The sequence below is a fragment of the Streptomyces griseorubiginosus genome (assembly GCF_001514195.1).
Lineage (GTDB): Bacteria > Actinomycetota > Actinomycetes > Streptomycetales > Streptomycetaceae > Streptomyces > Streptomyces griseorubiginosus.
Genome location: NZ_KQ948734.1, coordinates 1,217,329 through 1,240,257 on the forward strand (window position 1 = coordinate 1,217,329; position 22,929 = coordinate 1,240,257).

The following is a 22,929-nucleotide window of genomic DNA, read 5'->3' on the forward strand; positions in this document are numbered from 1 at the left end:
GGATGACGGACATCATCAAGCTGACCGCCGCCGAGACCGCCGCGAAGATCGCTTCCGGTGAGCTCACGGCCGTGCAGGTCGCCGAGGCCCACCTGGCCCGGATCGAGGCCGTCGACGAGAAGGTGCACGCCTTCCTGCACGTCGACCGCGAGGGCGCCCTGGCGCAGGCCCGTGCCGTCGACGAGAAGCGCGAGCGGGGCGAGAAGCTCGGCCCGCTGGCCGGTGTGCCCCTCGCGCTGAAGGACATCTTCACCACCGAGGGCATCCCGACGACCGTCGGCTCCAAGATCCTCGAGGGCTGGATCCCGCCGTACGACGCGACCCTCACCAAGAAGCTGAAGGCGGCCGACGTCGTCATCCTCGGCAAGACCAACATGGACGAGTTCGCCATGGGGTCCTCCACCGAGAACAGCGCCTACGGCCCGACCGGCAACCCCTGGGACCTCACCCGGATCCCCGGCGGCTCCGGCGGCGGCTCCTCCGCCGCGCTGGCCGCGCACATGGCGCCCCTCGCCATCGGCACCGACACCGGCGGCTCCATCCGCCAGCCGGCCGCCGTCACCGGCACGGTCGGCGTCAAGCCGACGTACGGCGCGGTCTCCCGCTACGGCATGGTCGCCTTCTCCTCCTCCCTCGACCAGGGCGGCCCCTGCGCCCGTACGGTCCTGGACGCGGCCCTGCTCCACGAGGTCATCGCCGGGCACGACCCGCTGGACTCGACGTCGATCGACGCGCCGGTCCCGCCGGTCGTCGAGGCCGCCCGCAACGGCAGCGTCGAGGGCATGCGCGTCGGTGTCGTCAAGCAGTTCCGCGGCGAGGGCTACCAGGCCGGTGTCATCCAGCGGTTCGACGAGTCCGTCGCCCTCCTCAAGGAGCTGGGCGCCGAGATCGTCGAGCTGGACTGTCCGTCCTTCGACCTGGCGCTCTCCGCGTACTACCTGATCGCGCCGTCCGAGTGCTCCTCCAACCTCGCCCGCTTCGACGGCCTGCGCTACGGCCTGCGGTCCGGCGACGACGGCACGCACTCCGCCGAGGAGGTCACCTCGCTGACCCGCGCGGAGGGCTTCGGCCCCGAGGTCAAGCGCCGGATCATGCTCGGCACGTACGCCCTGTCGAGCGGCTACTACGACGCCTACTACGGCTCCGCGCAGAAGGTCCGCACGCTCATCACGCGCGACTTCGAGAAGGCCTTCGAGCAGGTCGACGTGATCGTCTCCCCGACGACCCCGACCACCGCCTTCCCGATCGGCGAGCGCGCCGACGACCCGATGGCGATGTACCTGGCCGACCTGTGCACCATCCCGACCAACCTCGCGGGCAACTCGGCGATGTCGCTGCCCTGCGGTCTGGCGCCCGAGGACAACCTGCCCGTCGGTCTCCAGATCATCGCCCCGGCCCTGAAGGACGACCGTCTCTACAAGGTCGGCGCCGCCGTCGAGGCCGCCTTCGTGGAAAGGTGGGGCCACCCGCTCCTGGAGGAGGCACCGTCGCTGTGAGCAAGCTGACCAAGGCGAAGGACTTCAAGAAGTCCAAGTCCGGCACGTACCTGTCCATCGCCACCACGGCGTTCGGCGCCATCGGTGTCGCCAAGCGGCTCAGGAAGGCGCGCGCCGAGAACGACACGCTGGTCCTGGTCGACGCGACCGTGGCCGCCGTCGCCGTCGTCACCGGCCTCGCCGTCCTGTACCGCGAGCTGAAGCGGCTGGGCGACGACGACGTCCTGCTGGGCTGAGAGGGAAGTTACACCGTGACCACCACGACCGACCTGGTGTCGTACGAGGACGCTCTCGCGTCGTACGACCCCGTCATGGGCCTCGAGGTCCATGTCGAACTCGGCACCAAGACCAAGATGTTCTGCGGCTGTTCGACCGAGCTCGGTCAGGACGCCAACACGCAGACCTGCCCCACCTGCCTCGGCCTGCCCGGCGCGCTTCCGGTCGTCAACGCGATCGGCGTCGAGTCGGCGATCAGGATCGGTCTCGCGCTGAACTGCGAGATCGCCGAGTGGTGCCGCTTCGCCCGGAAGAACTACTTCTATCCGGATATGCCGAAGAACTTCCAGACCTCCCAGTACGACGAGCCGATCGCCTTCAACGGCTACCTCGACGTGCAGCTGGAGGACGGCGAGACCTTCCGTGTGGAGATCGAGCGCGCCCACATGGAGGAGGACACCGGCAAGTCGACCCACGTGGGCGGCGCGACGGGCCGTATCCACGGCGCCTCGCACTCGCTCCTCGACTACAACCGCGCCGGCATCCCGCTCATCGAGATCGTCACCAAGCCGATCGAGGGCGCGGGCGAGCGTGCTCCCGAGGTCGCGCGGGCCTACGTCCGTGAGCTGCGCGAGGTCATCAGGGCGCTCGGCGTCTCCGAGGCCCGCATGGAGATGGGCCAGATGCGCTGCGACGTGAACCTGTCGCTGCGCCCGCACGGCACCGAGAAGTTCGGCACCCGCAGCGAGACCAAGAACGTCAACTCGCTGCGTTCCGTCGAGCGCGCGGCCCGCTTCGAGATCCAGCGGCACGCGGCCGTCCTGTCCTCGGGCGGGACGATCGTCCAGGAGACCCGGCACTTCCACGAGGACACGGGGTCCACGACCTCGGGCCGTGTGAAGGAGGAGGCCGAGGACTACCGGTACTTCCCCGAGCCGGACCTCGTGCCGGTGGCCCCCTCGCGCGAGTGGGTCGAGGAGATCCGGGCCGCTCTGCCGGAGCTGCCGCTGGTGCGCCGCAACCGGCTCGTCGCCGAGTGGGGCATCACGGCCCTGGACATGCAGGCGATCCTCAACGCCGGTGCCCTGGACCTGATCGTCGCCACGATCGACGCCGGTGCCGACGCGGCCTCCGCCCGCAAGTGGTGGATGGGCGAACTCGCCCGCAGCGCCAACGAGTCCGGCAAGGCGCTCGACGAACTGGCCATCACCCCGGCGCAGGTCGCCCGGGTGACCGAGCTGGTCTCGAAGGGCGACCTGAACGACAAGCTGGCCCGTCAGGTCATCGAAGGCGTCCTCGCGGGCGAAGGCACCCCGGACGAGGTCGTCGACAAGCGCGGTCTGAAGGTCGTCTCCGACGAGGGTGCCCTCGGCACCGCCGTCGACGAGGCCATCGCCGGCAACCCGGGCATCGCCGACAAGATCCGCTCCGGGAAGGTCGCCGCGGCCGGCGCCCTGGTCGGCGCGGTCATGAAGGCCACCCGCGGTCAGGCCGACGCGGCCCGCGTCAAGGAACTGATCCTGGAGAAGCTGGGCGTCAGCGAAGGCTGAGCCCAGACACGCGGTACGACGCGGTACGGCTCCGGAGGACATGTCCTCCGGAGCCGTACGGCTACTTACGGCGTCCTGTGAGCCGTACGAAACCGAGCGTCCGGCCCTCGTCGGCCCGGACCATCTCGCCGACCTCGCGGGCCATCGTGCGGTGGAACTCCTGAGGGCTCTCCTCGGCGATCACCTCGCACCACAGCAGCCAGTCCCGCCAGCCCTCGGGCTGCCAGTCGGCCGTCTCCACCTCGACGGCCCCGCTGCGGGTCCAGTGGCGGCGCCACCAGTCGGCGGTGTGGAAGCACCAGAAGTCCGGCTCCCACCACTGCTTGAGATGCTCGGGCGGCTCGATGCCGTCCGGCTCCTCCCGCAGTGCCGGTACGACGACCCCGATCCTCCCGCCCGGCTTCAACAGCCGGGTCAGCGTGGGCAGATAGAGATCGTTCGTGCCGAAGTACTGGTACGCGTCGATGCTCACGATCGCGTCGAAGCTCGCCTCGGCGAACGGCAGGTCGTGCGCCTCTGCGTACACGGGCAGCACCCGGTCGGCGAAACCGGCCTCGGCGATGCGCTGCGCGTTCTCGTCGGGCTTGACCCACAGATCGGCCGCGGTGACCTGGACGTCGTACTCCCTGGCCAGGAAGACCGAGGTCATGGCCCGGCCGCAGCCCAGGTCGAGCACGCGGGCGCCGGGGCGCAGGGTGTCCAGGCCCAGGGCGGGCGCGAGCCACTCCAGCAGCCACAGCGCGTTCGGGCCCATCTGGTTCTCGACGACCCAGCGGGCGTCGTAGCTGTTGCTGCGGGGGTAGCGGGCATGGGTCAGTCGCTGGGAGAGGTCCTCATCCGAGGTCCTCCCGGTGATGTCTGGCATCGGTGAACGGGCTCCTTGAGTCCGGAGAAGCGGAAAGGGATACGGAGGAGCTCGGTCGGACGCTCAAACAATGCACCTGCTTCGGCCGGGGGCGGACAAGCCCTGGGATTCTCCGGGGACACGCTACGCTCGCCCGCCATGAACGGTCCTGCGAATTCCGAGCCGTCCGGCATACCGTCCGGCATGCAGGAGGAGTACGACGACGAGGTGCTGGACGCCCGGCGGGCCCGCTGGTCGGCCTCCGGCACCGGCGCCCTGCTGGCCCTCGCCGGCCTGGCCGCGGCGGCGCTCCGGCTGAGCGGCTCCGCCCCCGCGCTGGTCCCGGCCGCCTACGCCCTCGGCGCCGCGGTGTGCGCGCTGGCGGCCGTCCTGGGCTCCCGCGGGCGCACCCGCAGAGCGCTGTGGCTGCTGATCGCGGGCGTGATGGTGATGGCGCTGGGCGACCAGTTCGACTGAGGTCGGGCAGGCGTGACAGAGTGACCGTTACTGTCCTGTGATCTGTCTCCCACTCTTGTGAATAAGCGCACGATCGCAATAAACGATCACTTTCGCCTGCGAGAGTGGCCCATACATTGCTCATGCGTTCTTTGCGGGCCGTTCACCACATGGACGACTGTTCCCGGCCAAAGATCCACAAATCTCCACCCCTGGGAGCACGTTCGTGGCAGCCCTCGCACGCTGGTGTGTCCGACGCCGTCTGGTCGTCGTCCTCCTGTGGCTCCTCGCCCTCGGCGGAGTGAGCGCGGCCGCCGCCGTCACCGGCTCCGCCTACTCCAACGACTACGAGGTCCCGGGCACCGAGTCGGGCCGCGCCACCCAGCTGCTGCGGGAAGGCTTCCCGCATCTCGGCGGCGACAGCGACACCGTCGTCTGGCACGTCGACTCGGGCTCCGTCCGGGACGCCGCCGTCGAGCAGACCATGACCACCACCCTCGAGAAGATCGCGGACCTGCCCGGGGTGGCCTCCGTGGTCAGCCCCTACGATTCCGCGGGCAGCGGTCTGATCAGCGCCGACGGGCACACCGCCTACGCCGACGTCACCTTCTCCCACTCCGCCGAGGACATCGACAAGTCCCAGGCGCAGGCCGTGGTGGACACCGCCAAGGACGCCGAGGCCGACGGGCTCCAGGTCGAACTGGGCGGCAGCGCCGTCGCCCTCACCGAGTCCAAGGGCGGGCACGTCGCCGAGGTCGTCGGCGTCCTCATGGCCGCCCTGGTGCTGTTCCTCGCCTTCGGCTCGCTCGCCGCCTCGCTGCTGCCCATCGCCACCGCCCTGGTCGGCGTGGGCACCGCCTACGCCGGGATCGTGCTCCTCGGGCACGCCATGACCGTCGCCGACTTCGCGCCCATGCTCGGCATGCTGATCGGACTCGGGGTCGGCATCGACTACGCGCTGTTCATCGTCACCAGACACCGGCGCGGCCTGAAACGCGGACTGAGCGTCACCGAGGCCGTCGAGAACGCCGTCACCACCACCGGGCGCGCGGTCGTCTTCGCGGGTGCGACGGTGTGCATCGCCCTGCTGGGCATGCTGATCCTGCGGCTCGGCTTCCTCAACGGCGTCGCCATAGCCGCCTCCCTGACCGTGGTCCTCACGGTCGCCGCCTCCGTCACCCTGCTGCCCGCCCTGCTCTCCCTCATCGGCACCCGCGCCCTGAGCCGCCGCGAGCGACGCCGGCTCGCCGAGCACGGCCCCGAGCCCGAACTGCCCACCGGGTTCGCCCACCGCTGGTCCGCCTTCGTGGAACGGCACCCCAAACTGCTCGGCGCGATCGCCCTGCTGGTCATCACCGTCCTCGCCCTGCCCACCCTGGGCCTGCGCCTCGGCACCTCCGACCAGGGCAACGACCCGAAGTCCGCCACCACCCGACAGGCCTACGACCTCCTGGCCGACGGCTTCGGACCCGGCGTCAACGGCCCCCTCACCCTGGTGACCCGCGTCGACGGCGCCGAGGACAAGCTGCTCCTCGACAACCTCGACGCCACCCTGCGCACCACCGAGGGCATCGCCTCCACCACCCCGGTGACCTACGACACCGGCGGCGACCTCGCCTACTTCACGATCGTCCCCGACTCCGCCCCGCAGTCCCGGCAGACCAGCGACCTCGTCGAACGGCTGCGCACCGAGGTGCTGCCGCGCGCCGAGACCGGCACCACGCTCGACATCCACGTCGGCGGAATGACGGCGTCGTACGACGACTTCGCGGACGTCATCGTCGGCAAGCTGCCCCTGTTCGTCGGCGTCGTCATCGGCCTGGGCTGTCTGCTGCTCCTGCTCGCCTTCCGCTCCGTCGGCATCCCGCTCAAGGCCGCCGCGATGAACGTGGCCGCGGTCGCCGCCGCCTTCGGCGTGGTCGTGGCGATCTTCCAGTGGGGCTGGGGGAGCGAGCTGCTCGGGCTGGGCCGCGCGGGACCCATCGAACCCTTCCTCCCGGTGATCATGGTCTCGGTCCTGTTCGGGCTCTCCATGGACTACCAGGTCTTCCTGGTCAGCCGGATGTACGAGGAGTGGCTGGAGACCGGCGACAACCGGCGGGCCGTGCGCGTGGGCCTCGCCGAGACCAGCCGGGTGATCAACTCCGCCGCGGTGATCATGATCTCCGTCTTCCTCGCCTTCGTGCTCAGCGGCGACCGCGTGATCGCCATGTTCGGCATCGCGCTCGCCGCTGCCGTCGCCCTCGACGCCTTCGTGCTGCGCACGCTCCTCGTCCCCGCCCTCATGCACCTGCTGGGCGGCGCCAACTGGTGGCTGCCCGGCTGGCTGGACCGCCGCATGCCCCGCATCAGCATCGAGCCGCCCGAGTGCCGCGCCGCGCATGAGAGGCTCACCGATGTCGTCGAACAGGACGTCGTGGAGCAGATGGAGAGGGAGCGGGACGAGGATGTACGCGATATCCCTGGGTGAGGACGCCGAGCTGCGGCCCCTGGAGCCCTGGCACGCGGAGGAGTTCCTGGCCCACCTGGAGCGCGGGCGGGAGTTCATCAACCAGTACATCCCCTTCGCCGCCAAGGCCACCGACGCACAGGGCGCGCGCGAGGTGCTCCAGCGCTACGCCGACATGCGCGCCGCCGACACCGGCTCCCTGCACGGCCTGTGGCTGGAGGGCAAGCTCGTGGGCGGTGTGCTCTTCCTCAACTTCGACGCCGAGAACGGCAACGCCGAGGTCGGCTGCTGGCTGGAGCCCGCCGGCACGGGGCGTGGCCTGGTCACCCGCGCCATGCGGGTGCTGATCGACCACGCCGTGGACCAGCGCGGCATCCACCGGATCGAGTGGGTCGCCTCGGCCGGCAACACCCCCAGCCTGAACGTCGCCCGGCGCCTGGGCATGACCCGCGATGGCGTACGGCGGGAGGCCTACCCCTATCGTGGCGTGCGGCACGACCTGGAGGTGTGGTCGATCCTGGCCCCCGAATGGCGTGAAGCGCGTGGGCGTGCCGTGCACAGCGATCATTAAGAGACCTCTCAGACAGGATCCGTACGGTGCCCGACATGGGAACGAAGACAGCTGACGAGACCGGCGCCGCGACGGGCGCCGAGGCCACCAACGACGAGGAGAAGGTGAACGTCGCCAAGACCGAGGAGGTGACGGAGGCCGAGGCCGTCCCGGCCGAGGACACCGCCACCGACGAGATCGACGACGAGGAGGGCGAGGAGCTGCCCGAGGCCGCCCAGCAGGACGGCCCCACCGGCGTTGGCCAAGGCGCGGGAGCCGTCGTCTCCGCCGCGCTCGGCCTGGTCTCCCTGACCGGCAGCTGGGTCGGCACCGTGGCGTCCGCGCGGCAGTCGCTCGTCGGCCAGCTGCACGCGCAGACCGCGGCCTCCTCCGACGTGGCGAAGCTCCTCGACGAGGGCTACGGCGACGCCTGGAAGGCCACCGCGCTGTGGGGCGGCGTCTTCGCGCTGATCGCGCTGATCGTCGGCGTCGCGGTGCTGGCCCGCCCGGCCTTCGGCGCCCCCGGAAAGCCGCAGGCCGGCTGGATCAAGTCCGTGGCCTGGGGCGGTGTCGCGCTCGGCGTCGTCGGACTGCTCCTGGCCGTCCTCAAGTACACCGACCTCCTGCTCAGCCTGCCGTCCACGAGCTGAATCAGCGCAGGTCACGAGGGGCCTCAGAAACTCCGTAGGTACCTTACGGAGCCCCTGAGGCCCCTCTCGCGCGTCTAAGGCCCCTACGGGAGGCGAAGATGCGGAACTCTCCCGATGTGGCGGACCCCCCTCGGAGACGAAGGTGGAGGCATCGCAGAAAGCGAAGCCGGAAACCGACTCCGACAAGGACGACGCCATGTATGCCGAGTACCAGCTCTCCCAGTACCGATCCGCCGAACTGATCCGCCAGGCCGAGCACGAGCGGCTCGTCCGCGAGACCCTGCGCAGCCGCCGCGCCGCCCGCCGCGAAGCCGCCGAGCGCACCGCGGAGACCGACTCGCATACCGGCCGCCCCCGGCGGCACCGGTTCCTCCGCACGGCGTGAGCGCCGGGGGAGGAGAGGACGGCCGTACGGCTCCGCCCGTCCCCGCGGTCACCCCCGCGACCGTCCTCCCGGCGACCGGGGCGGGCCGGGACACCCGGCCCGCCCCGAAAACCGGTGCCCCGCTGTCGGACCCGCGTGTCATGCTCGGGCCCGTGCAGACCAGGTCCGTCAGTCCCGTGTTCGTCGGCCGCACCGAAGAACTGAACAGCCTGAACGAAGCGCTCTCCCGCGCCGCCGCGGGAGAGCCGCAGGCATTGCTGCTCGGCGGTGAGGCCGGTGTCGGAAAGACCCGGCTCGTCGAGGAGTTCGCCACCGCGGCCTGCCGGCAGGGCGCGGTCGTCGCCCTCGGCGGCTGCGTCGAGATCGGCGCCGACGGACTGCCCTTCGCCCCCTTCTCCACCGCGCTGCGCGCCCTGCGCCGGGCCCTGCCCGCCGAGTTCGCCGCAGCGGCCTCGGGCCAGGAGGAGGAACTGGCCCGGTTGCTGCCCGAGATGGGCGAGGGACTCCCCGCCCGGCGCACCGGCCGGCACGACGAGGAGAGCCTGGCCCGCCTCTTCGAGCTCACCGCCCGTCTCCTGGAGCGCGTCGCCGCCGAACGCACCGTGGTCGTCGCCCTGGAGGACCTCCACTGGGCCGACGCCTCCACCCGCCACCTCCTCGCCTACCTCTTCCGCACCCTGCGCACCGGCCGCCTGGTCGTCCTCGCCACCTACCGCGCCGACGACATCCACCGCCGTCATCCGCTGCGCCCCCTGCTCGCCGAACTCGACCGGTTGCGCACGGTCCGCCGCATCGAACTCGGCCGCTTCACCCGGGACGAGGTGAGCCGCCAGATAGCCGGGATCCTCGCCACGGAACCGAACCCCGGCCAGGTCGACGACATCTTCGAACGCTCCGACGGCAACGCCTTCTTCGTCGAGGAACTCGCCGTCTGCGCCACCGAGGGCTGCGCCGGGCTCACCGACTCGCTGCGCGACCTGCTCCTGGTCCGTGTGGAGGGCCTGCCCGAGAGCACCCAGCGGGTCGCCCGGGTCGTCGCCGAGGGCGGCTCCACCGTGGAGTACCGGCTGCTCGCCGCGGTCAGCGGGCTCGCCGAGGACGATCTCATCGAGGCGCTGCGGGCCGCTGTGAACGCCAACATCCTCAGCCCGGCACCCGACGGCGACGGATACCGCTTCCGGCACTCCCTGGTCCGCGAGGCCGTCGCCGACGACCTGCTGCCCGGCGAACGCTCCCGCCTCAACCGGCGCTACGCCGAAGCCCTGGAGGCCGACCCCACACTGGTCCCCGCCGACGAACGGGTCATGCGCCTGGCCAGCTACTGGTACCACGCCCACGACCCCTCCAAAGCCCTGCCCGCCGTCCTGGACGCCTCCGTCACCGCCCGCCGCCGGCACGCCTACGCCGAACAACTGCGGCTCCTGGAACGCGCGATGGAACTCTGGGACACCGCCCCCGAGGACGTCCGGGCCGCCCTGCGCCCCGTCGACTTCACCGAGGTCTACCCGCCCTGCGGCTGCGACCCCGCCACCGCCCCGCTGCGCTACCTCGACCTGATGGCCGAGGCCGCCGTCGCCGGACGCCTCGGCGGCGAACGGGAACGCGCCCTGAAGATCACCAAGCGGGCGCTGCACCTCCTGGAGGACGACGGCGACCCCCTGCGCGCCGCCTGGTTCTGGGTCCAGCGCTCCCATCTCGTCCAGGGCCTGGCCCGGGGCGACGGCTGGACGGAACTGGCCACCGCCGAGGAACTGGTCCGCGGGCTGCCGCCGTCGGAGGTGCACGCCGAGGTGCTGTCCAACTTCGCGAACTGGTCCATGGTGCACTGCCCCGGACCCGAGGCCGTCACGGCCGCCGAACGCGCCGTGGAGTACGCGCGCATGGTCGGCGCCCGCGAGATCGAGATGAACGCCTGCCTCACCAACGCGGGCCTGGCCGTCGAGTCCGGCGATGTCGAGGCCGGCCTCGCCGAGATGTTCGAGATCCTGCGCCAGACCCTGGACGACGGGCTCTCCACCGTCGCCAGCCGCGTCTATGTGAACCTGCCCAACGCCCTCGAAGCCATCGGCCGTTCCCGGGAAGCCATCCCGATCCTGGAGGAAGGGCTCGCCTACGCCCGGAAGTTCCGCCTGTCCGACAAGGAGGCCTGGATCTGGGGCAACCTCGCCGAGTCCCTCTACTCCCTGGGCCGCTGGGACCAGGCGGCCGACGCCGCCGTCAGGGCGGAACGCGTCGGCCGCAGCGCCCGGCCCCGCGGCTTCCACGCCGCCAACCGGGCCGTCCTCGCCCTCGCCCGCGGCGAGCTCTCCGAGGCCGCACGTCATCTCACCGCGGCCCGCGGCTACTTCGGCTCCCACGACCGGGCACCGCAACACGACCTCCCCCTCTCCGACCTCGCCATCGGGGTCGCCGCCGGCGAAGGCCGTCTCCTCGACGCCCGCGCCGCACTCGAACGCGTCCTGGACACCGGCTTCCCACCCGGCACCCAGCGCTACGCCTGGCCCCTGCTCCTGACCGCCGCCACCATGGAGGCCGACTCCCTCGGCCTGCCCGTCGCCGAACAGAACCGCGCCAAGATCCTCGACCGCATCCGCGAGGCCGCCCGACCCCTCGCCACCAACGCCCCCGTCTGGCTGGCGCACGAACGCTGGCTGCGCGCCGAACTCCTGCGCGCCGAGAGCGCCGACACCCCCGACCACTGGTCCGAGGCCGTCACCGCCTTCGAACCCCTGGAACGCCCCTACGACCTCGCCCGCGTCCGCCACCGGCTCGCCCAGGCCCTGCTGTCCGCACCCGGCGGCGCCGAGCAGCCCGACCGCGACCGGGCCACCGAACTGCTGCGCCTCGCCCACGCCGCCGCCGACCACCTCGGCGCCCGGCCCCTCGCCGACGCGGTCACCCTCCTCGCCCAGCGCGCCCGCCTCAGCCTGACCGCGGCACAGTCCCCCGAGCCGGACGACCCGGTCCGCTCGCTCGGCCTCACCGGCCGGGAACGCGACGTCCTGCGCCTGGTCGCCCTCGGCCGCACCAACCGTCAGATCGCCGAGGAGCTCTTCATCTCCCCGAAGACGGCCAGCGTCCACGTCTCCAACATCCTTGCCAAGCTCGCCGTCTCCGGCAGGGGCGAGGCCGCCGCGGTCGCGCACCGGCTGGGACTGTTTCCCCAGAGGGCTCTCCACGCGCCGGTCACAGAGTGAGGCGTACGGTGGAGGAGACCGGCAGGGAGGCCGCATGTTCAACATGTTCGAGGAGCTGTTCGCACCCGGCCGCAAGCACACCCACGACGAACAGAAGCGGCTGGAGCTGACCCGGGAGGACGTCGGCGACGGCGACCCCGGGCGCGGACCCATAGACCTCACCTCCGGGAAGGTCGTCGTCCGCCTGCCCAGGCCCGAGGAGCGCGAGGCGGTCCCCGAGGAGGGCGAGCAGGGCCGGGAGGGCGAGGCCGAGCGTCCGGCTAGCTGACCTGTATCTCCAGGATCCGGTCGTCCCCGTCCCTCGGGCTGCCGCGGCCGTCGGTGTTGCTGGTGACGAGCCACAGCTTGTCCCCGCCCGCGGAGACCACCGTGCGCAGCCGGCCGTACTCGCCCTTCAGGAAGGACTGGGGGTCGGCGGAGGCCTGAGTGCCGTTCAGCGGGATGCGCCACAGGCGCTGCCCCTTGAGCCCGGCCATCCAGACGGACCCCTCGGCGTAGGCGACACCGCTGGGGGAGGCGTCGTCGGTGTGCCACTGGGCTATGGGGTTCTGGAACTTCTTGTCGTCGGAGCGGCCCTCGGCGTCCGGCCAGCCGTAGTTGCCGCCGGGCTTGATCGCGTTCAGTTCGTCCCAGGTGTCCTGGCCGAACTCCGAGGCGAACAGCCGCTGCTTCGCGTCCCAGGCCAGGCCCTGCACATTGCGGTGGCCGTAGGAGTACACCGGGGAGCCGGGGAACGGGTTGCCCGGGGCGGGGTCGCCCTCCGGGGTCAGGCGCAGGATCTTGCCGCCCAGGGACTTCCGGTCCTGGGACAGGCCGGTGTCACCGCTCTCGCCGGTGCCCGCGTAGAGCATCTTGTCCGGGCCGAAGGCGATCCGGCCGCCGTTGTGGATGAAGCCCTTCGGGATGCCCTTGAAGACGGTGTCGGGGGCGCCGAGCTGTTCGCCGGGTGTCTTCCGCTCGTCGTAGACCATCCTGACGACGCGGTTGTCCGAGTCGGAGGTGAAGTAGGCGTACACCATGTGGTCGGAGGCGTAGTCCGGGGAGAGGGCGATGCCGAGGAGGCCGCCCTCGCCGGCCGCGGAGACCCCGGACACCTCGCCCAGTTCCGTCTTCTTGCCGGACCGGCCGTCGATGCGGGTGATCGTGCCGTCGTCGCGGGAGGAGACGAGCAGATCGCCGTCGGGGAGCGGAGCTAGGCCCCAAGGGGTCTTGAGGCCCTCGGTGACCGTGCGCAGCACTTTCACCGAGCCCTTTGCCGGAGGGGTCGCCTCGGCCGCCTGCCGGGTGGGGGAGGAGCCCGGAGCCGTACCGCTGGACGCGGGGCCGGTGCCGCCGCCTGGTGAGTCGTCTCCCGAGCCGTCGGAGGAGCAGCCGGCCGTCAGCAGGAGCGTGGTCGCGGCCAGCACGGCCGTCACAGCTCGACGATGCACGATCATGGTCCCTTCGAAGCGGCGGGTTCTACCTGTCATACACCGCTCGCGCCCCACAGGTTCCCGATCTCCACGACCCGATGCACGACCCGATGCCCGCAGGGAGCCGGAGCCCCTCGACCCGCCGCGCGCAGCCGCCTGCCAGGCCCGCCACGTGCAGCCGCCCGCCGAGCCCGGCCCGGCGCCGCGGCAAACCAGGCCCGCCCCGCGCAACCGCCTCCCCGCGCAACCGCCCGCCCCGCGCAGCGGCCCGTCCCGCTCAGTCCCACGACCCCAGCGCGGCCGGCAGTTGTGCCAGCTCCGTCAGGTCCCGTGCGGTCAGGCGCAGGTTCGTCGCCGCCGCGTTCTCCGTCACCCACCGCTCTTGCTTGGCGCCCGGGACCGGGACCACGTGGGGGCCCTGGGCCAGGACCCACGCCAGTGCCACCTGGGCCGGGGTGACCGACTCCCCGTGGCGTGCCGCGACGCGGCGCAGGCCGGAGACGACCGGCTGGTTCGCGGCCATCATCTCGGCGGTGAAGCGGGGGTGACGGGCGCGGACGTCGTCCGGTTCGAAGCCCTGCCCCGGGGTGAGGGTGCCGGTCAGGAAGCCGTTGCCCAGCGGCATCGCTGCCAGGAACCCGATGCCGCGCTCCGCGCACCACGGCAGCAGCGTCTCCATCGCCTCCCGCGACCAGACCGACAGCTCGGCCTCCACCGCGCTCACCGGGAAGACCTGCTGGACCCTCCGCAACTGCCGGATCGTCGCGTCGTGCAGCCGGGTCCCGGACCGGCGGCCGCCCCGCGCCCCCATCGCGCACAGCCCCAACGCCCGTACCTTCCCCGCCCGTACGAGGTCCGCCATCGCGCCCCAGGTCTCCTCGACCGGCACCTCGGGGTCCTCGCGGTGCAGCTGGTACAGGTCGATGACATCGGTCTGGAGCCGCCGCAGGGACGCGTCGCAGGCCCGTCTCACATAGCCGGGGCGGCCGTTGGCCACGATGTGCTGCTCGCCCACCAGCAGCCCGACCTTGGTCGACACGAACGCGTCTTCGCGCCGCTCCTTCAACACCCGCCCGAGCAGCAGCTCGTTGGTGAAGGGACCGTACATGTCGGCCGTGTCCAAAAGGGTCGAGCCCAGATCGAGCGCCCGGTGCACGGCCCTGACCGACTCGTCGCCCCGCTGCCGCGAACCGCTGTAGGCCCAGCTCATCGGCATGCACCCGAGTCCGACGGCTCCCACCGCGAGCGCCGCCGCGCCGATCGTCCTGCGCTCCACCTGCCCGTGACCCTCTCTTTCCCCGAGCCCCCAACCTAACCTCTGGGTCACCGGCCGCCTGACATAGCCTCCAGGCATGACTGCTGACGTATGGCTCCCCATCCCGCCGGACGAGATCGCAGGGCTCCCCGAAGGGCCCGTCTACCGGTTCTGGGACGGGGGTGAGGACGGCGATCAGGAGTACCCCGGCGACCCGGCGGACTGCGTCCTGTACGTCGTGCCGTACATGAAGCGGCAGTCGGTCAAGGTACGGCCGCTGGCGCAGATGCCGAACCTCCGGGTCGTCCAGACGCTCACGGCCGGCGTCGACGACGTCCTGCCACGGCTGTCGGACCTGCCCCCGGGCGTGAAGCTCTGCAACGCGCGCGGTGTGCACGAGGCCAGCACCGCCGAACTGGCCCTCACCCTGACCCTCGCCTCCCTGCGCGGCGTCCCCGGCTTCGTCCGGGCGCAGCAACAGGAGCACTGGCAGGGCGACTTCCATCCCGCGCTCGCCGACAAGAACGTGCTCGTCATCGGCTACGGGGCGATCGGCGCCGCGATCGAGGACCGGCTCGTGCCCTTCGAGGTCGCGCGGGTGGCGCGCGTCGCGCGCTCCGCGCGCACCACGGAGCGCGGCCCGGTGCACCCGCTCACCGAGTTGCCCGCCCTGCTTCCCGAGGCGGACGTCGTCATCCTCTCCACCCCGCTGAACGACACCACGCGCGGTCTGGTGGACGCGGAGTTCCTGGCCCGGATGAAGGACGGCGCCCTGCTGGTGAACGTCGCCCGCGGCCCGGTCGTCGACACCAAGGCACTGCTCGCCGAGCTGGAGACCGGCCGCATCACGGCCGCCCTGGACGTGGTGGACCCCGAGCCGCTGCCCCCGGGGCACCCCCTCTGGCAGGCGCCGGGCGTCCTCATCAGCCCGCACGTCGGCGGACCCAGCTCGGCGTTCCTGCCCCGGGCCAAGAGGCTCCTGACGGACCAGTTGAACCGCTTCGTGAACCACGAGCCGCTGCGGAACGTGATCCTGACGACGGGCACAGCAGGCGAGTAGTCCGTTTTCGGTACCCTCCGCAACCTTTCGGACGCGGTCCGCGCTCCCAACTCCCCTGATCGTCACGGAGCGTAGAGGAACTATGTCCCTGAGTGACGAGACTGGTGTATCGTCCGGACAGGGGCTGCGCCGCGCACCGTTCGGCGCCGGGGATGGACATTGCAGACTGTGAGGGGGGCGACGGGCGATGCACGGCCTATGGACGAGCGATCCGACGCGGCGGAGCCGCCGACGGCGACCCTGGCAGACAGCCGCGCGCAGACGCGGCCATCACGCCGGTCACGGCGGCCACCACAGCCATCACCACCGCAGGCACAACAGCCGCAGGAGGCATGCGCACCCGGCGCACCCGGACCCCCGGGACCCCGGAGCGGTGCGGACCGGGAGGACCCGGTGACCTCGCTCCCGTCTCCCACGACCACACTCGACGGAGCGCTGCGGGTCCAGCCCGCGCGGGGGGCGCGGCCCGGCCGGCCACCGACCTCCCGTGACGGGAGGCGCCTGGTCCACCAACTCCTCCTCGCCCTGGTCTGCGCGGGGTACGCCATCGGTTCCGCGCTCGACTGGGGCTCGCGCGAAGCCGCCCTGATCATGGGCGACTTCGGGCTGAGCGCCGCGGCCGGCACCGCCGCCGTATCCTGCTTCCTGTACGCCCGCGGGCGTCGGGTCCGCTTTCGACCCGCCTGGTTGCTCTTCGCGCTCTCCTCGGCGATGGCGGCCCTTGGCAACCTGATCTGGGGGTGGTACGAGGTCGTCCTGGGGCGGCCCGTGCCCAGTCCCTCCTACGCCGACGCCTTCTTCCTCTGCTTCGCGCCACCGGCCATCGTGGGCCTGCTGGTCCTCGCCAAGCGCCCCGTCACCAAGGCCGGCTGGGTCTGCCTGGGCCTGGACGCCTGGCTGATCGGCGGCTCGCTGCTCACGCTCTCCTGGAGCCTCGCCCTCGCCCAGGCGGCGAAGTCCGAGGGGCCGAGCGTCGCGCACACCGCACTGTCCCTGGCGTACCCGCTGCTCGACATCGCCCTCGTCAGCATGGTCCTCGCGCTGCACTTCCGGCGCTCGGCGGTCAACCGCACCGCGGTGAACACCGCGATCGGCGCGCTCGCCCTGACCGTGATGTGCGACGCCCTGTTCACCTCGCCGCTGCTGCACAACAACTACCGCTCGGGCCAGCTGCTGGACGCGGGCTGGTTCGCCGGCTCCCTGCTCCTCGCCTACGCCCCCTGGGCCGCACCCCGGCGCCCGGAACCCGACCGGAAGCCCCCGGCGGGGCGCACGCGCGTGGTCCACGAACACCTGCCCAGGCACCGGTTCGGGATCCAGCACCACCCCTCCGCCCAAGGCGGTGACCACGGCCGGTACCCGGCCACCCGCCCCATCACCGGGTCGCTGGCCGCGCTCACTCCCTATCTGGCGGCCGCCGTCTGCACCCTGGGGATCCTCTACAACGTCCTCAACGGCCGCAGCGTGGACCGCGTGGTGCTGCTCACCGGTGGCACCGTCGTGCTCGCCCTCGTGGTGCGCCAGGGGATCATGCTGCTCGACAACATCACCCTGACCCAGGAACTCGCGCAGAAGGAGAACCACTTCCGCTCCCTGGTGCAGGGCTCCAGCGACGTCATCATGATCGCCGCCCCGAACGGCATCCTCCGGTACGTCTCCCCGGCCGCCGCAGGCGTCTACGGATGCCCCGCCGAGGACCTGGTGGGCACCGAACTGGCCGGTCTCATCCACCCCGAGGACCTGGGCTGCGTGGTGCACGAGGTGCGCCGCTTCCTCGCCGCCAACCCCCTCGAGGAGCCCACCACCCGCATCGAGTGCCGCTTCCGTTCCGGCGACGGAGGCTGGCTCAACGTCGAGTCCACCGTCAACCGCCATCAGGGCGGCCTCATCTTCAACAGCCGGGACGTCACCGAGAGAGTGCGCCTCCAGGCGCAGCTCCAGCACAACGCCGAGCACGACCCGCTCACCGACCTGCCCAACCGCGCCCTGTTCACCCGGCGTGTCCAGCAGGCCCTGTCCGGCCGCCGCTCCTCCGACCGCGGCACCGCCGTCCTCTTCATCGACCTGGACGGCTTCAAGGCCGTCAACGACACGATCGGGCACCAGGCCGGGGACGAACTGCTCGTCCAGGCCGCCCGCAGACTCCAGGACTCGGTCCGGCACGGCGACACCGCCTCCCGGCTCGGCGGGGACGAGTTCGCCGCCCTGATCGTCGGGGACGGCACCCGCGACCGCACCGCCCGCGAGGGCAACATCCTGGAACTCGCCGACCGCCTCAGAATCACGCTCTCGCAGCCCTACCTCATCGACGGCAACGATGTCCGGGTCGCCGCCTCCATCGGCGTCGCCTTCGCCGAACCCGGCCTCGGCGCGGGCGAGCTCCTGCGCAACGCCGACCTGGCCATGTACCGCGCCAAGGCGGGCGGCAAGGGACGCGTCGAGCTGTACGCGCCCCAGATGCAGCAGGACGTCGTACGGAAGGCGGAGCTGGCCACGCGCCTGCGTGCCGCGCTGCACGACGGCGAGTTCGCCCTGCTGCACCAGCCCGTGGTGTGCCTGGAGGACGGCCGGATCACCTCCGTCAGCGCCCAGGCGCGCTGGCGGTCCTCGCAGGGGGTGCTGTTCACCCCCGCCGAGTTCCTGCGGGTGGCCGAGGACAGCGACCGGACGCAGGAGCTCGGCCGCTGGATCCTGGAGGAGGCCGTGGAACAGGCCGCGGAACGGGCCGCGAACGGGATCACGGTGCCGGTCGCGGTCCGGATGAACGCCCAGCGGCTGCTGGACCGTTCGCTGCCCCTGGGCTCCGTGGAGGCCCTGCTGACCCGGCACGGCCTGCCGTCGGGCTCGCTGCTCATCGAGCTCTCCGACACCGACCCCCGGGTCTCCCTGGACGAGCTGGAGCGCCGGCTGACCGCGCTCCGGCGCGTCGGGGTCCGGATCGCCCTGGACGGCTTCGGCAGCGGCTACGCGGCGATCACCGCGCTGCGCAGGCTCCCCGTCGACGTGCTGAAGCTCGACCGCAGCCTGGTCGAGGGCGTCGTGGAGTCCGCGCGGTTGCACAAGATCACCAGCGGGCTGCTCAGAATCGCCGGGGACCTCGGGCTCCAGTCCGTGGCCGACGGGGTGGACCTGCCCGAGCAGGTGGTCGCCCTGCGCGCGATGGGTTGCACCCACGGGCAGGGCATGGCGTTCTCCGGACCGCTCGACGAGTACCGGCTCCGCCGCGCTCTGGCCTCGGGCCACTACCCGGTGCCGCACGGTCCCGCCGAACCCGCGTTCGCGGGCGGCGGTTCGGGGGTGTACACCGGAAGCATGACGGCGGTACTCGGTGGTGGGACGACCCTCCGCTCACATAATGAGACTCCCGTCCCACCCACTTGACAGTGAGTGCGTGCCGGGGGGAGGGTCAGTCCCATGCGCACCCGAATTCTCGTACTTGGAAAGCGCGTCGGCTGACGCTGAGCCACAGACCGCTCAGCGATCCCCTCCCGGCGCGCTCCCCTCGCTTGCCTTACGGCACGAGGGGTTTTTTGTTGCCCAGCCTCCCCACCTCAGCTTCACACCCTCAGCATCGAGAAGAGAATGACGATGACCGAGCAGGCCACCGGGGCCCATCCGCAGCCGCGGCCCCGATCCGGAGGACAGCAGTCCGCACCCGAGCACGTCACGGGCGCGAAGTCCCTCATCCGCTCTCTCGAGGAGGTCGGCGCCGAGACGGTATTCGGTATTCCCGGCGGTGCCATCCTTCCGGCGTACGACCCGCTGATGGACTCCACCCGCGTGCGCCACGTCCTGGTCCGTCACGAGCAGGGCGCGGGCCACGCGGCCACCGGTTACGCGCAGGCCACCGGCAGGGTCGGCGTCTGCATGGCGACTTCGGGCCCCGGCGCGACCAACCTGGTGACCCCGATCGCGGACGCCCACATGGACTCGGTGCCGCTCGTGGCGATCACCGGGCAGGTGGCCTCCAAGGCGATCGGCACGGACGCCTTCCAGGAGGCGGACATCGTCGGCATCACCATGCCGATCACCAAGCACAACTTCCTGGTCACCAAGGCCGAGGACATCCCGCGGGTCATCGCGCAGGCCTTCCACATCGCCTCCACGGGCCGCCCCGGCCCGGTCCTGGTCGACATCGCCAAGGACGCCCTCCAGGCGAAGACGACCTTCTCCTGGCCGCCGGTCATGGACCTGCCCGGCTACCGCCCGGTGACCAAGCCGCACGCCAAGCAGATCCGCGAGGGCGCCAAGCTGATCACCCAGGCCAAGCGGCCCGTCCTCTACGTCGGCGGCGGTGTCATCAAGGCAGGCGCCACCGCCGAGCTGAAGGTCCTCGCAGAACTCACCGGAGCTCCCGTCACCACCACCCTGATGGGGCTCGGCGCGTTCCCCGACAGCCACCCGCTGCACGTGGGAATGCCGGGTATGCACGGTTCGGTCACCGCCGTCACCGCGCTCCAGAAGGCCGACCTGATCGTCGCCCTCGGTACCCGTTTCGACGACCGCGTCACCGGCAAGCTGGACAGCTTCGCCCCGCACGCCAAGATCGTCCACGCCGACATCGACCCGGCCGAGATCGGCAAGAACCGTGCCGCCGACGTGCCGATCGTCGGGGACGCCCGCGAGGTCATCGCCGACCTGATCCAGGCCGTCCAGAAGGAGCACAGCGAGGGCCACCAGGGCGACTACAGCGCCTGGTGGAAGGACCTGTCCCGGTGGCGCGAGACCTACCCGCTCGGCTACGACCTGCCGGCCGACGGCTCGCTCTCCCCGCAGCAGGTCATCGAGCGGATCGGGCAGCTCGCCCCCGAGAACACGATCTTCGCCGCGGGCGTCGGCCAGCACCAGATGTGGTCCGCGCACTTCATCCAGTACGAGAAGCCCGCGACCTGGCTGAACTCCGGCGGCGCAGGGACCATGGGCTACGCGGTCCCGGCCGCGATGGGCGCCAAGGCCGGTATGCCGGGCAACACGGTCTGGGCGATCGACGGCGACGGCTGCTTCCAGATGACCAACCAGGAGCTCACCACCTGCGCCCTGAACAACATCCCGATCAAGGTCGCCATCATCAACAACGGCGCCCTCGGGATGGTCCGCCAGTGGCAGACCCTCTTCTACAACCAGCGCTACTCCAACACCGTGCTGCACAGCGGTCCCGAGGACATCAATCCGGACGCGAAGGGCACGCGCGTGCCGGACTTCGTGAAGCTGTCCGAGGCGATGGGCTGCGTGGGCCTGCGCTGCGAGCGCCCGGAGGACCTGGACAAGGTCATCGCGGAGGCCAACTCCATCAACGACCGCCCCGTCGTGGTCGACTTCATCGTCCACGAGGACGCGATGGTGTGGCCGATGGTCGCCGCCGGCACCTCCAACGACGAGATCATGGCCGCCCGGGACGTCCGCCCCGACTTCGGCGACAACGAAGACGACTGAGCGAGACAGACGCAGAGAGAGACGTAAAAGATCATGTCCAAGCACACGCTCTCCGTCCTGGTGGAGAACAAGCCGGGCATCCTGGCCCGGATCGCGGCCCTCTTCTCGCGCCGTGGCTTCAACATCGACTCGCTCGCGGTCGGGGTGACCGAGCACGCCGACATCTCCCGCATCACGATCGTGGTGAGCGTCGACGCGCTGCCCCTGGAGCAGGTCACCAAGCAGCTCAACAAGCTCGTCGAGGTGCTGAAGATCGTCGAGCTGGAGCCGGCGCAGGCCGTTCACCGTGAACTCGTTCTGGTGAAGGTGCGCGCCGACAACGAGACGCGCTCCCAGATCGTCGAGATCGTCCAGCTGTTCCGCGCCAAGACCGTCGACGTCTCCCCGGAGGCCGTCACGATCGAGGCCACCGGCTCCAGCGACAAGCTGTCCGCGATGCTGAAGATGCTGGAGCCCTTCGGCATCAAGGAGCTGGTCCAGTCTGGCACCATCGCGATCGGCCGCGGCGCCCGCTCCATCACCGACCGCTCGCTGCGCGCCCTCGACCGCAGCGCGTGACATCGGGTACGGGCGGCCACCCGGCCGCCCGTATACCGAGACCCCGAGACTTCATCCCACCCCGCCGTCATACGGTGGGACGCAACACCTGCACCCAAGGAGAGAACCCAAAGTGGCCGAGCTGTTCTACGACGCCGACGCCGACCTGTCCATCATCCAGGGCCGCAAGGTCGCGGTCATCGGTTACGGCAGCCAGGGCCACGCCCACGCGCTGTCGCTCCGTGACTCGGGTGTCGACGTACGTGTCGGTCTGCACGAGGGCTCCAAGTCCAAGGCCAAGGCCGAGGAGCAGGGCCTGCGCGTGGTGACGCCGTCCGAGGCCGCCGCCGAGGCCGACGTCATCATGATCCTGGTCCCGGACCCGATCCAGGCCCAGGTCTACGAGGAGTCCATCAAGGACAACCTGAACGACGGCGACGCGCTGTTCTTCGGCCACGGCCTGAACATCCGCTTCGACTTCATCAAGCCGCCGGCCAATGTCGACGTCTGCATGGTCGCCCCCAAGGGCCCCGGTCACCTCGTGCGCCGCCAGTACGAGGAGGGCCGCGGTGTTCCGTGTATCGCGGCCGTCGAGCAGGACGCGTCGGGCAACGCCTTCGCGCTCGCGCTGTCGTACGCCAAGGGCATCGGCGGCACCCGCGCCGGCGTCATCAAGACGACCTTCACCGAGGAGACCGAGACCGACCTGTTCGGTGAGCAGGCCGTTCTCTGCGGTGGTACGGCCGCGCTGGTCAAGGCCGGTTTCGAGACGCTGACCGAGGCCGGCTACCAGCCGGAGATCGCGTACTTCGAGTGCCTGCACGAGCTGAAGCTCATCGTCGACCTCATGTACGAGGGCGGCCTGGAGAAGATGCGCTGGTCGATCTCCGAGACCGCCGAGTGGGGCGACTACGTCACCGGCCCGCGGATCATCACGGACGCCACCAAGGCCGAGATGAAGAAGGTCCTCGCCGAGATCCAGGACGGCACCTTCGCGCGCGAGTGGATGGCCGAGTACCACGGCGGTCTGAAGAAGTACAACGAGTACAAGCAGCAGGACTCCGAGCACCTGCTGGAGACCACGGGCAAGCAGCTCCGCAAGCTGATGTCGTGGGTCGACGAGGAGGCGTAAGCCTCTGCCGGCGGGGCCGGAGCGGTCAGCTCCGGTCCCGTTGTCCAACCTGGCGGATCACGTCCGGGTGATCCTTCCACGGAGGCGCGATACGCCCTCCACCGCGCCACTACACTGGCGCACAACATACGCGTCAGGCCCACAACGTCGTGCGTCTTCCACGCGGCTATGCGACACCGAGGAATTGTCCAGCACACCCCCACGCCGCCCGGCACGCACTCTCGCCGCACCGGCCAAAGGCCCTAGTAGCTCCGCTACGAGGACCTTCGTCCGGCACACCGAGAGCACGCACCGAACGACGCGGGAA

Annotated in this window: 18 protein-coding genes; 15 read left to right on the forward strand and 3 right to left on the reverse strand. The window is 71.0% G+C overall.

Annotation, left to right across the window (positions count from 1 at the left end; all coding sequences use genetic code 11):
* The first annotated feature begins 2 nt into the window (after positions 1–2).
* The 3 genes from gatA to gatB are packed head-to-tail and all read left to right on the forward strand — an operon-like array spanning position 3 to position 3,262.
* Positions 3–1,496, forward strand: a complete 1,494-nt coding sequence (gene gatA / locus AQJ54_RS05470; protein ID WP_062026818.1) for an Asp-tRNA(Asn)/Glu-tRNA(Gln) amidotransferase subunit GatA — start codon at positions 3–5, stop codon at positions 1,494–1,496.
* Positions 1,493–1,732, forward strand: a complete 240-nt coding sequence (locus AQJ54_RS05475; RefSeq protein ID WP_020139935.1) for a hypothetical protein — start codon at positions 1,493–1,495, stop codon at positions 1,730–1,732. The genes gatA and AQJ54_RS05475 overlap by 4 nt, the downstream gene beginning before the upstream one ends.
* Positions 1,733–1,747: 15 nt before the next feature.
* Positions 1,748–3,262 (forward strand): Asp-tRNA(Asn)/Glu-tRNA(Gln) amidotransferase subunit GatB, encoded by a 1,515-nt coding sequence (gene gatB, locus AQJ54_RS05480; protein WP_062234396.1) that lies wholly within the window; start codon positions 1,748–1,750, stop codon positions 3,260–3,262.
* Between the two features lie 61 nt (positions 3,263–3,323).
* Here the strand turns inward: gatB and AQJ54_RS05485 are convergent, their stop codons facing one another.
* On the reverse strand, positions 3,324–4,127 hold the full coding sequence (locus AQJ54_RS05485; RefSeq protein ID WP_062234398.1) for an SAM-dependent methyltransferase: 804 nt from the start codon (positions 4,125–4,127) through the stop codon (positions 3,324–3,326).
* Between the two features lie 138 nt (positions 4,128–4,265).
* Here AQJ54_RS05485 and AQJ54_RS05490 point away from each other — a divergent pair, with 138 nt between their 5' ends.
* The 7 genes from AQJ54_RS05490 to AQJ54_RS05520 all read left to right on the forward strand — a co-directional run bounded on the left by AQJ54_RS05490 (position 4,266) and on the right by AQJ54_RS05520 (position 12,061).
* The gene (locus tag AQJ54_RS05490) at positions 4,266–4,583 is read left to right on the forward strand and encodes a hypothetical protein (RefSeq protein ID WP_030315986.1); all 318 of its coding nucleotides are present in this window, start codon (positions 4,266–4,268) and stop codon (positions 4,581–4,583) included.
* A 205-nt stretch (positions 4,584–4,788) separates the two neighbouring features.
* On the forward strand, positions 4,789–7,032 hold the full coding sequence (locus AQJ54_RS05495) for an MMPL family transporter (RefSeq protein WP_062234401.1): 2,244 nt from the start codon (positions 4,789–4,791) through the stop codon (positions 7,030–7,032).
* Positions 7,010–7,582 carry a GNAT family N-acetyltransferase gene (locus tag AQJ54_RS05500; RefSeq protein ID WP_062234403.1) on the forward strand — a complete coding sequence of 191 codons (573 nt, stop codon included), beginning with the start codon at positions 7,010–7,012 and terminating at the stop codon, positions 7,580–7,582. Before AQJ54_RS05495 ends, AQJ54_RS05500 begins: the two co-directional genes overlap by 23 nt.
* Positions 7,583–7,617: 35 nt before the next feature.
* Complete coding sequence (locus tag AQJ54_RS05505) at positions 7,618–8,211, forward strand: hypothetical protein (RefSeq protein ID WP_062234405.1); 594 nt, start codon at positions 7,618–7,620, stop codon at positions 8,209–8,211.
* A 196-nt stretch (positions 8,212–8,407) separates the two neighbouring features.
* Entirely contained in the window at positions 8,408–8,596 is a 189-nt protein-coding gene (locus AQJ54_RS05510; protein WP_030315981.1) for a hypothetical protein, read from the forward strand.
* Between the two features lie 140 nt (positions 8,597–8,736).
* Positions 8,737–11,793, forward strand: coding sequence for a helix-turn-helix transcriptional regulator (locus AQJ54_RS05515; RefSeq protein ID WP_062234408.1), 3,057 nt, complete (start codon positions 8,737–8,739; stop codon positions 11,791–11,793).
* Positions 11,794–11,827: 34 nt separating this feature from the next.
* On the forward strand, positions 11,828–12,061 hold the full coding sequence (locus tag AQJ54_RS05520) for a DUF6191 domain-containing protein (protein WP_062026812.1): 234 nt from the start codon (positions 11,828–11,830) through the stop codon (positions 12,059–12,061).
* On the opposite strand, the gene AQJ54_RS05525 is transcribed toward AQJ54_RS05520, so the two are convergent.
* Both AQJ54_RS05525 and AQJ54_RS05530 read right to left on the reverse strand, forming a co-directional pair.
* The gene (locus AQJ54_RS05525) at positions 12,054–13,229 is read right to left on the reverse strand and encodes a PQQ-dependent sugar dehydrogenase (protein ID WP_079069747.1); all 1,176 of its coding nucleotides are present in this window, start codon (positions 13,227–13,229) and stop codon (positions 12,054–12,056) included. The two genes, AQJ54_RS05520 and AQJ54_RS05525, sit on opposite strands and share 8 nt — an antisense overlap.
* 253 nt (positions 13,230–13,482) lie before the next feature.
* Positions 13,483–14,481, reverse strand: coding sequence for an aldo/keto reductase (locus AQJ54_RS05530; protein ID WP_062234412.1), 999 nt, complete (start codon positions 14,479–14,481; stop codon positions 13,483–13,485).
* 76 nt (positions 14,482–14,557) lie between these two features.
* Here AQJ54_RS05530 and AQJ54_RS05535 point away from each other — a divergent pair, with 76 nt between their 5' ends.
* From AQJ54_RS05535 to ilvC, 5 genes are all read left to right on the forward strand, one after another.
* Positions 14,558–15,520, forward strand: coding sequence for a 2-hydroxyacid dehydrogenase (locus tag AQJ54_RS05535; RefSeq protein ID WP_062026809.1), 963 nt, complete (start codon positions 14,558–14,560; stop codon positions 15,518–15,520).
* 393 nt (positions 15,521–15,913) lie between these two features.
* On the forward strand, positions 15,914–18,901 hold the full coding sequence (locus tag AQJ54_RS05540; protein ID WP_062234414.1) for a putative bifunctional diguanylate cyclase/phosphodiesterase: 2,988 nt from the start codon (positions 15,914–15,916) through the stop codon (positions 18,899–18,901).
* Positions 18,902–19,108: 207 nt separating this feature from the next.
* Entirely contained in the window at positions 19,109–20,953 is a 1,845-nt protein-coding gene (locus AQJ54_RS05545) for an acetolactate synthase large subunit (protein ID WP_211278499.1), read from the forward strand.
* A 33-nt stretch (positions 20,954–20,986) separates the two neighbouring features.
* Complete coding sequence (gene ilvN / locus AQJ54_RS05550; protein ID WP_062026806.1) at positions 20,987–21,511, forward strand: acetolactate synthase small subunit; 525 nt, start codon at positions 20,987–20,989, stop codon at positions 21,509–21,511.
* A gap of 112 nt (positions 21,512–21,623) precedes the next feature.
* Positions 21,624–22,622, forward strand: coding sequence for a ketol-acid reductoisomerase (gene ilvC / locus AQJ54_RS05555; protein WP_037712202.1), 999 nt, complete (start codon positions 21,624–21,626; stop codon positions 22,620–22,622).
* Positions 22,623–22,929: the final 307 nt, after the last annotated feature.

Excerpts from the sequence above, each read along its gene's own strand:
- AQJ54_RS05505 (WP_062234405.1), top strand. The coding sequence starts at position 7,618 with ATGGGAACGAAGACAGCTGACGAGACCGGCGCCGCGACGGGCGCCGAG.
- AQJ54_RS05490 (WP_030315986.1), top strand. The coding sequence starts at position 4,266 with ATGAACGGTCCTGCGAATTCCGAGCCGTCCGGCATACCGTCCGGCATG.
- ilvN (WP_062026806.1), top strand. The coding sequence starts at position 20,987 with ATGTCCAAGCACACGCTCTCCGTCCTGGTGGAGAACAAGCCGGGCATC.
- AQJ54_RS05525 (WP_079069747.1), bottom strand. The coding sequence starts at position 13,229 with ATGATCGTGCATCGTCGAGCTGTGACGGCCGTGCTGGCCGCGACCACG.
- AQJ54_RS05485 (WP_062234398.1), bottom strand. The coding sequence starts at position 4,127 with ATGCCAGACATCACCGGGAGGACCTCGGATGAGGACCTCTCCCAGCGA.
- AQJ54_RS05515 (WP_062234408.1), top strand. The coding sequence starts at position 8,737 with ATGCTCGGGCCCGTGCAGACCAGGTCCGTCAGTCCCGTGTTCGTCGGC.
- AQJ54_RS05500 (WP_062234403.1), top strand. The coding sequence starts at position 7,010 with ATGTACGCGATATCCCTGGGTGAGGACGCCGAGCTGCGGCCCCTGGAG.
- AQJ54_RS05510 (WP_030315981.1), top strand. The coding sequence starts at position 8,408 with ATGTATGCCGAGTACCAGCTCTCCCAGTACCGATCCGCCGAACTGATC.
- AQJ54_RS05545 (WP_211278499.1), top strand. The coding sequence starts at position 19,109 with ATGACCGAGCAGGCCACCGGGGCCCATCCGCAGCCGCGGCCCCGATCC.
- gatA (WP_062026818.1), top strand. The coding sequence starts at position 3 with ATGACGGACATCATCAAGCTGACCGCCGCCGAGACCGCCGCGAAGATC.
- AQJ54_RS05535 (WP_062026809.1), top strand. The coding sequence starts at position 14,558 with ATGACTGCTGACGTATGGCTCCCCATCCCGCCGGACGAGATCGCAGGG.
- AQJ54_RS05520 (WP_062026812.1), top strand. The coding sequence starts at position 11,828 with ATGTTCAACATGTTCGAGGAGCTGTTCGCACCCGGCCGCAAGCACACC.